The sequence below is a fragment of the Piscinibacter sp. genome, from assembly GCF_050175855.1.
Classification (GTDB): Bacteria; Pseudomonadota; Gammaproteobacteria; order Burkholderiales; family Burkholderiaceae_C; genus Piscinibacter.
The window spans coordinates 1-7,449 of record NZ_JBFXIO010000257.1; the positions used below are offsets into that span (position 1 = coordinate 1).

Annotated in this window: 6 protein-coding genes; 2 read left to right on the forward strand and 4 right to left on the reverse strand. The window is 71.4% G+C overall.

Features of this window, described 5'->3' with window-relative positions:
• Window positions 1-944: cyanophycin synthetase family protein (locus tag AB7U92_RS17845; protein WP_428579896.1), on the reverse strand; the 944-nt coding region annotated here is incomplete at its 3' end.
• Window positions 945-950: 6 nt separating this feature from the next.
• Entirely contained in the window at window positions 951-3,104 is a 2,154-nt protein-coding gene (gene cphA, locus AB7U92_RS17850; RefSeq protein WP_428579899.1) for a cyanophycin synthetase, read from the reverse strand.
• 126 nt (window positions 3,105-3,230) lie between these two features.
• Between cphA and AB7U92_RS17855 the strand changes: the two genes are divergently transcribed.
• Window positions 3,231-5,477: an ABC transporter ATP-binding protein gene (locus AB7U92_RS17855; protein ID WP_428579902.1), complete on the forward strand. Its 2,247-nt coding sequence runs from the start codon at window positions 3,231-3,233 to the stop codon at window positions 5,475-5,477.
• On the forward strand, window positions 5,474-5,938 hold the full coding sequence (locus AB7U92_RS17860; protein ID WP_428579905.1) for a DUF1854 domain-containing protein: 465 nt from the start codon (window positions 5,474-5,476) through the stop codon (window positions 5,936-5,938). Before AB7U92_RS17855 ends, AB7U92_RS17860 begins: the two co-directional genes overlap by 4 nt.
• 9 nt (window positions 5,939-5,947) lie before the next feature.
• On the opposite strand, the gene AB7U92_RS17865 is transcribed toward AB7U92_RS17860, so the two are convergent.
• A complete protein-coding gene (locus tag AB7U92_RS17865) occupies window positions 5,948-6,937 on the reverse strand; it encodes a 2-hydroxyacid dehydrogenase (protein WP_428579908.1) in 990 nt (329 codons plus the stop codon).
• Between the two features lie 30 nt (window positions 6,938-6,967).
• Window positions 6,968-7,449 (reverse strand): sodium:proton antiporter (locus tag AB7U92_RS17870; protein WP_428579911.1); only part of this gene is annotated, 482 nt, incomplete at its 5' end.

Below are 7,449 nucleotides of genomic sequence, written 5' to 3' on the forward strand. Positions count from 1 at the left end.
TGCACGCCGTCGCCGACCACGTACGGCGGGTCGCGGCGCGCCGCGGCCACCAGCCTGTCGCCCACCACCAGCAGGCGGAAGTCGTGGCCGGGCAGGAACTGCTCGACCATCACCTCGCCGATCTCGCTGGCAGCGCGGTAGGCGACCTCGAAGTGCTCGCGCCCGACGATGTTCACCGTCACGCCCTTGCCCTGGTTGCCGTCTCGCGGCTTGACCACCACCGGCAGGCCGAGCTGCTGCGCCGTGGCCCAGCCGTCCTCCAGGTCCTGGACCGGACGGCCGCGCGGCACCGGCACGCCGGCGGCGGCGAGCAGCCGCTTGGTCAGGTCCTTGTCCTGCGCGATGGACTCGGCCACCGCGCCGGTGGAGTCGACCTCGGCGGCCCAGATGCGGCGCTGCTTCGCGCCCCAGCCGAACTGCACCAGGCTGCCTTCGGTCAGGCGCCGGTACGGGATGCCCCGCGCCAGCGCGGCGTTGACGATCGATCCGGTGCTGGGCCCGAGCCGAACGTCCTCGTCGATGGCGCGCAGCTCGGCCACCGCGGCATCGGCGTCGAAGGGCTCGCCGGCGATGGCCGCGCCGAGCAGCTGGCGGGCCAGCTCGAAGGCGCGCCGGCCGACCTTCTCTTCGGTGTACTCGACGGCGATCTGGTAGACGCCCTCCTCCGGCGCCGCCGAGGTGCGCGCGAAGCTCACCTGGCAGCCGGCACGCGCCTGCAGGGCCAGCGTCAGCCGCTCGAGCCAGCGCGCCAGCGGCACCGAGTCGGCGTCACCGACCGGACGCACGGGAGCCACTTCGGGCAGCAGGTTGCGCAGACGCAGTTCACGCGGATCGCCGGCGCGGATCTCGCGCTCGTCGGGCTCGCAGCGCACGATGGCCTCGATCGCCGTGTGCCGGCTCCACAGGTTGGGTCCGCGCAGGGCGCGGATGCGGGTGACTTCCATGGTGGCTCAGAGGGTGTCGGCAGTAGTGTGGGCGTCGAAGGTGTCGATGCCGGCGGCCAGCAGCGCCGGCGCGAGCCCGAAGGCCCAGGCCGCGGCCACCGCCGGAAGCAGCACGGGCAGTCCCAGGCTGCCGGGCGCGCGCAGCGTCAGCGGCGTTTCCGCGCTGCCATCGCACAGCCAGAGCCGGCCGTCGCGGGCCAGTACGGCGCGGCCGCCCTCGCCGCGATGGGCGGCCAGCGCGGCGGCGTCGGTGGCGTAGAGGATCACGCTGCCGTCGCAGTATTGCGCCAGCTCGGCGATGCGAGGGTCGTCGGCGTTGAGCACGCCGATGCCATCGGCCAGCACCACGTCCATCTGGGTGCGCAGCACGCGCGGCAGGCCGTCGGCGTCGCGGATGTCGTGGCGCTCAAGCGATTCACCACCTTCCAGGTCGGTGACCACGCCGATGCGGCAGCGGTCATAGACCAGGCCCTGGTCGAGGATGGTCGAGGCGCCGTTCTCGAACACGGCGGCATCGACGTTGCGATTCAGCAGCAGCCGCTCCGACAGTTCGCCATCGGTGGCATCGCCCTCGTCGACCCGCCGCGTGCCGAGGAACAGGCCCTCCCGGCAGGCCAGGCCCACCTGGCGGCCCGAGAGCTGCAGCAGCCAGGCCACCAGCCGCGCGACGCGATGCGTATCGCCACCGCCCGCGATGCCGACGATCGGGATGCGGCCGTCGTCGCCGGGCGGGAACAGGTGGTCGACGATCGCCTTGCCCACCGGCCGCGGCGAACCGACCGCCGGCTTCAGGTGGGCCAGCAGCCCCGGGCCGGCATTGACCTCGACCACGGCGGCCGGCTGGCTGTGCAGCGGCCGCGAGATGTCCTGCGCGACGAGGTCGACGCCGGCGATGTCCAGCCCGACCGTGCGCACCGCCAGCGAAGCGATGCGCTCGAAGTCGGGGTGGACTTCGTCGGTGCAGTCGATCGCCACGTTGCCGTTGCGCTGGATGAGCACGCGCCGGCCGGCCTCGGGCACGCTGTCGGGCGGCAGGCCCTGGCGCTCGAGGTCGGCCAGGATGCTGCCGTCCTCGCGCACCTCGATGCGGCCGAGCGGGTGGTCTTCGGTCTCGCCGCGGCGCGGGTCGCAGTTGAGCTGGGCCTCGACCAGCTGGGCCACGGTCATGCGGCCATCGGCCTGCACCCACGCAGTCTCGCCACGCGCCGCCGCCACCACCTGCCCGGCGACGACCAGCAGGCGGTGCTCGTTGCCCGGGATGTAGCGCTCGACGATGACGTCGCTGCCTTCCTGGTCGGCCAGCGTCCAGGCCTTCTCGACCAGCTCGCGGGTGGACAGGTCCAGTGTCACGCCGCGGCCGTGGTTGCCGTCGGTGGGCTTGACGGCCACCGGCAGCCCGATGTCCTGCGCGGCCTCCCAGGCCTCGGCCGGGCTGGCGGCGGTGCGCCCTTCCGGCACCGGCACGCCGACAGCGGCGATCAGCCGCTTGGTCAGGTCCTTGTCGCGCGCGATGCCTTCGGCGATGGCGCTGGTGCGGTCGGTCTCGGCCGTCCAGATGCGGTGCTGGCGGTTGCCGTGGCCGAGCTGCACCAGGTTGCCCTCGTTCAGGCGCAGGTGCGGGATGTGCCGGTCGGTGGCCGAGGCGACGATGTGCGCGGTGCTCGGCCCCAGGTAGGCGCTGTCGATGGCCTCGCGCACCGCCGCTACCGCCGCCGGCACGTCGACCGCGCGGCCGTTGATCACGCCCATCAGCACGCGGTGGCCCTGCTCCAGCGCGCAGCGCGCCACCGCCTCGTCGCGGGCACGGAACACCATGCGATAGACGCCATGCTGCGAGGTGCTGCGCGTCTGGCCGAAGCCGGTGGGCATGCCGGCCAGGTTGAGCAGCTCGATGACCACGTGCTCCAGCACGTGGCCCATCCAGGTGCCCTCCTGCAGCCGCTGCAGGAAGCCACCGCGCTCGCCGACGCCGCAGTGGTGCTCCTCCAGCGCCGGCAGCGCGGCGGTCAGGCGCTGCACGAAGCCGGGCAGCTTGTTCGAAGGAAACTCCTCCAGGGTGCCCAGGTCCAGCCAGACCTCCAGGGCCGAGCGGTAGGTCCAGAGGTTGGGGCCACGCAGGTAGGTTACGCGCAGCAGGCGGATGTCGTCGAAGGTGGTCATCGGTTCGGGGCGGCCCGGCGGGGCCGCGTCGGCGGACTCTGGGGGCGGATTATTCGTCCCCTGCGGTCGGCGTGCCGGCCGGCCGGCGCGTTACGCGACAATCGCGCGCTTCCGCCGCCCCGACCCATGCCTTCATCCGAACCGTCTCCTGTGCTCGCCGCGGCCACGTCCGCGCCGCTCGAGCCAGGGGAGAACGTGCTGGCCAGCCTCGACGTTGACCTGGACGCCGAGGACCGTTTCGCCGCCGGCCAATTGCTTCTGACCGACCGCCGCCTGCTTGCCCGGGCCGGCGCCGACACCTGGCAGGCCTGGCCGCTGGGCCCTGCCCTGAGCCTGCAGCATGCCGACCACGGCGGCGTGGGCCAGCTCTCGCTGCACGACACGTCCGCCCGGCTGGCGGTGTGGCGCTACACCCTGGGCGCCGACCCGGCCGCGCTGCGCCTGCTGGCGCTGTTCGAGCGGCAGGTCCGTCGTCTGGCAGACGGTGCGGCCGAGCCCGACGACGCGCCGGAAGCCGAGGAGACCGACTTCGCCGCCGAGTCGCCGACGCCGCCCTCCACCTGGGTGCTGCTGCGCCTCACCCGCTTCGCCCGACCCTACCGCTGGCAACTGCTGCTCGGCTTCGTGCTGATGCTGGTGTCGACCGCCGCCTCGCTGGTGCCGCCCTACCTGACCATCCCGCTGATGGACGACGTGCTGATCCCGTACCAGAACGGCCAGCAGATCGATCCCGGGCACGTGCTGCTGCTGCTGTCGGGGCTGCTCGGCGCGGCGGTGGTGGCCTGGGGCCTGGGCTGGTGGCGCACCTGGCTGCTGGCGATCGTCAGCGAGCGCATCGGCGCCGACCTGCGCACCGCCACCTTCGACCACCTGCTGCAGCTCAGCCTCGACTATTTCGGCAGCAAGCGCACCGGCGACCTCATGTCACGGATCGGCAGCGAATCGGATCGGATCTGCGTCTTCCTCTCGCTGCACGCGCTGGATTTCGCCACCGACGTGCTGATGATCACCATGACCGCGGTGATCCTGTTCAACATCAACCCCTCGCTCGCATTGGTGACGCTGCTGCCGCTGCCCTTCATCGCCTGGATGATCCATCTCGTGCGCGACCGGCTGCGCACCGGCTTCGAGAAGATCGACCGCGTCTGGGGCGAGGTCACCAGCGTGCTGGCCGACACCATTCCCGGCATCCGCGTGGTCAAGGCCTTCGCGCAGGAGAAGCGCGAATCCGAGCGCTTCCGCCGCGCCAACCGCCACAACCTGGAGGTCAACGACCGGCTGAACAAGACCTGGAGCCTGTTCTCGCCCACCGTCTCGCTGCTCACCGAGATCGGCCTGCTGGTGGTGTGGGCCTTCGGCATCTGGCTGGTCAGCCGCAACCAGATCACCGTGGGCGTGCTGACCGCCTTCGTCGCCTATATCGGCCGCTTCTACGGCCGGCTCGACTCGATGAGCCGCATCGTCTCGGTGACGCAGAAGGCCGCGGCCGGCGCCATGCGCATCTTCGACATCCTCGACCTCGTGAGCAACGTGCCCGTGCCGGCCCAGCCGGTGGCGATCGACCGGCTCGAAGGCCGCCTGTCGCTGCAGGGCGTGGGCTTCCGCTACGGCAGCCGCTCGGTGATCCGCGCTCTGGACCTGGACATCCGGCCCGGCGAGATGATCGGCCTGGTCGGCCACAGCGGCTCGGGCAAGAGCACGCTGGTCAACCTGATCTGCCGCTTCTACGACGTGACCGACGGCGCGATCAAGGTCGACGGCGTCGACCTGCGGCGCTTCCGCGTGGCCGACTTCCGCCGCCACATCGGCCTGGTGCTTCAGGAGCCCTTTCTGTTCTTCGGCACGGTGGCGGAGAACATCGCCTACGGCAAGCCCGGGGCCACGCGAGAGGAGATCATCGCGGCGGCACGCGCGGCGCATGCCCACGAGTTCATCCTGCGCCTGCCGCACGGCTACGACTCGATGGTCGGCGAGCGCGGCCAGGGCCTGTCGGGCGGCGAGCGCCAGCGCATCTCGATCGCCCGCGCGCTGCTGATCGACCCGCGCATCCTGATCCTCGACGAGGCCACCTCCTCGGTCGACACCGAGACCGAGAAGGAGATCCAGAAGGCGCTCGACAACCTGGTGCAGGGCCGTACCACGATCGCCATCGCGCACCGCCTGTCGACGCTGCGCCGCGCCGACCGGCTGGTGGTGATGGACCGCGGCCGGGTCGTCGAGGTCGGCACGCACGACGAACTGCTGGCGCGCCAGGGCGCCTACTGGCGGCTGCACGAGGCGCAGGCTCGCCAGGTCGACGAAGGCGACGACGAGCGCGATGCGCGCGTGGCACCGCCCGCGGCCCCTGCAGCGCATCCAGCGGGGGTGGCATGAGCGGCATGCAACTGACACGGGACGCGCACGGCCGCCTGGTGCTGGTGCTGGCCGACGGCTCGCATCACACGGGCGTGCTGCCGGTGCGCGCGTTCCCGCTGTCCGACCCGGCCGGGGCGCTGTCGCTGGTCGGCCCCGACGGCCGCGAATGCGCCTGGATCGACCGTCTGGCCGACCTGCCCACCGAGGCGCGCACGCTGCTTGGCGAGGAACTCGCGCGGCGCGAGTTCGCGCCGGTGATCGAGGCCCTGCTCGAGGTGACGACCTTCACCACGCCGAGCACCTGGACCGTGCGCACCGATCGGGGCACGACCACGCTCGTGCTCAAGGGCGAGGAAGACATCCGCCGCCTGGGGGGCTCGGCACTGCTGGTCACCGACAGCCACGGCGTCGGTTACCGCATCGCCGACGCGCGCGCGCTCGACAAGCGCTCGCGGCGGCTGCTCGAACGATTCCTCTGAGCCGCTGGCTCAGCCGCGCGCGGCGAGCACCTGGGGATTGATCGGCGTCGGCGGCACGGCGCCAGTCAGCGCCGCGATCAGGTTGTCGGCCGCCAGGCCGGCCATCGCACGTCGTGTGGCCACGGTGGCGCTCGCAATGTGCGGCGTGAGCACGACGTTGGGCACCGTCAGCAGATCGGGGTGCACCTTGGGCTCACCTTCGAAGACGTCGAGACCCGCGGCCGCGATGCGCCGCTCGCGCAGCGCCACGGCCAGCGCCGCGTCGTCGACCACGCCACCACGCGCGATGTTGGTCAGCGTCGCAGTCGGCTTCATCTGCGCGAGTTCCGCCGCGCCGATGGCGTGATGGCTGGCGGCCGAGTACGGCACCACGATCACCAGGTGGTCGCACTCGCGCAGCAGCGTCTGCTTGTCCACATACCGTGCGCCGATCGGCGCCTCGATCTCCGGCGCGAGGCGGCTGCGGTTGTGATAGCTCACCTTCATGCCGAAGCCGAGCGCGCCGCGCCGCGCCACGGCCTGGCCGATGCGGCCCATGCCCAGGATGCCCAGGGTCGCACCGTGCACGTCGCTGCCGGCGAACATGTCGTAGGACCATTTGGTCCACTCGCCCCGGCGCAGAAAGTGCTCGCTCTCGGCCACGCGGCGCGCGGCGGCCATCATCAGCGCGAAGCCGAAGTCGGCGGTGGTCTCGGTCAGCACGTCGGGCGTGTTGGTGGCCAGCACGCCGCGCGTGGTGCAGGCATCGACGTCGATGTTGTTGTAGCCCACCGCCATGTTGCACACCGCGCGCAGCTGCGGATTGGCGTCGAGTACCTCGGCGTCGATGCGCTCGCTGCCGGTGATGAAGGCGCCGGCCTTGCCGGCGAGCTTCGCGCTCAGCTCGGCCTTGGTGAAGATCGTGTCGGCCGGGTTGTCCTCCACGTCGAAGTGCGCGCGAAGCTTGGCGATCGTTTCGGGGAAGACGGCTCGGGCGACGAGCACGGCGGGTCGGGTCATGTCTCGGTTGCTCTCTTGTGAGGGAAACGGTCAGCGGAACCAGATGAAGGTCATCACGACGAACAGCGGAATCAGGATCGCGCACGACCAGGCCATGTAGCCGAAGAAGCTCGGCATGCGGATGCCGCGGTCTTCGGCGATCGCCTTGACCATGAAGTTCGGCGCGTTGCCGATGTAGGTGTTGGCGCCCATGAACACCGAACCGGCCGACACCGCGGCCAGCGTCGAGGCCAGCGTGGTCATCAGCACCTGCGGGTCGCCGCCGGCGAGGTTGAAGAACACCAGGTAGGTCGGCGCGTTGTCGAGGAAGGAACTGAGCACGCCGCTGAACCAGAAGTAGGCCCACGGCAGCGGCTGGCCGTCGGCGCCGGTGACCGCGCGCGTCACGGCGGCGAACGCCCCGGCCTCGCCGGCCTTGAGCATCGCCAGCACCGGGATCATGGTCAGGAAGATGCCGATGAACAGCTTGGCCACCTCCTGCATCGGCGCCCAGGAGAACTGGTTGTCATCGC

Bases quoted from the DNA above. Each gene is read 5' to 3' on its own strand.
- cphA (WP_428579899.1), bottom strand. From the start codon at position 3,104: ATGACCACCTTCGACGACATCCGCCTGCTGCGCGTAACCTACCTGCGT.
- AB7U92_RS17865 (WP_428579908.1), bottom strand. From the start codon at position 6,937: ATGACCCGACCCGCCGTGCTCGTCGCCCGAGCCGTCTTCCCCGAAACG.
- AB7U92_RS17855 (WP_428579902.1), top strand. From the start codon at position 3,231: ATGCCTTCATCCGAACCGTCTCCTGTGCTCGCCGCGGCCACGTCCGCG.
- AB7U92_RS17860 (WP_428579905.1), top strand. From the start codon at position 5,474: ATGAGCGGCATGCAACTGACACGGGACGCGCACGGCCGCCTGGTGCTG.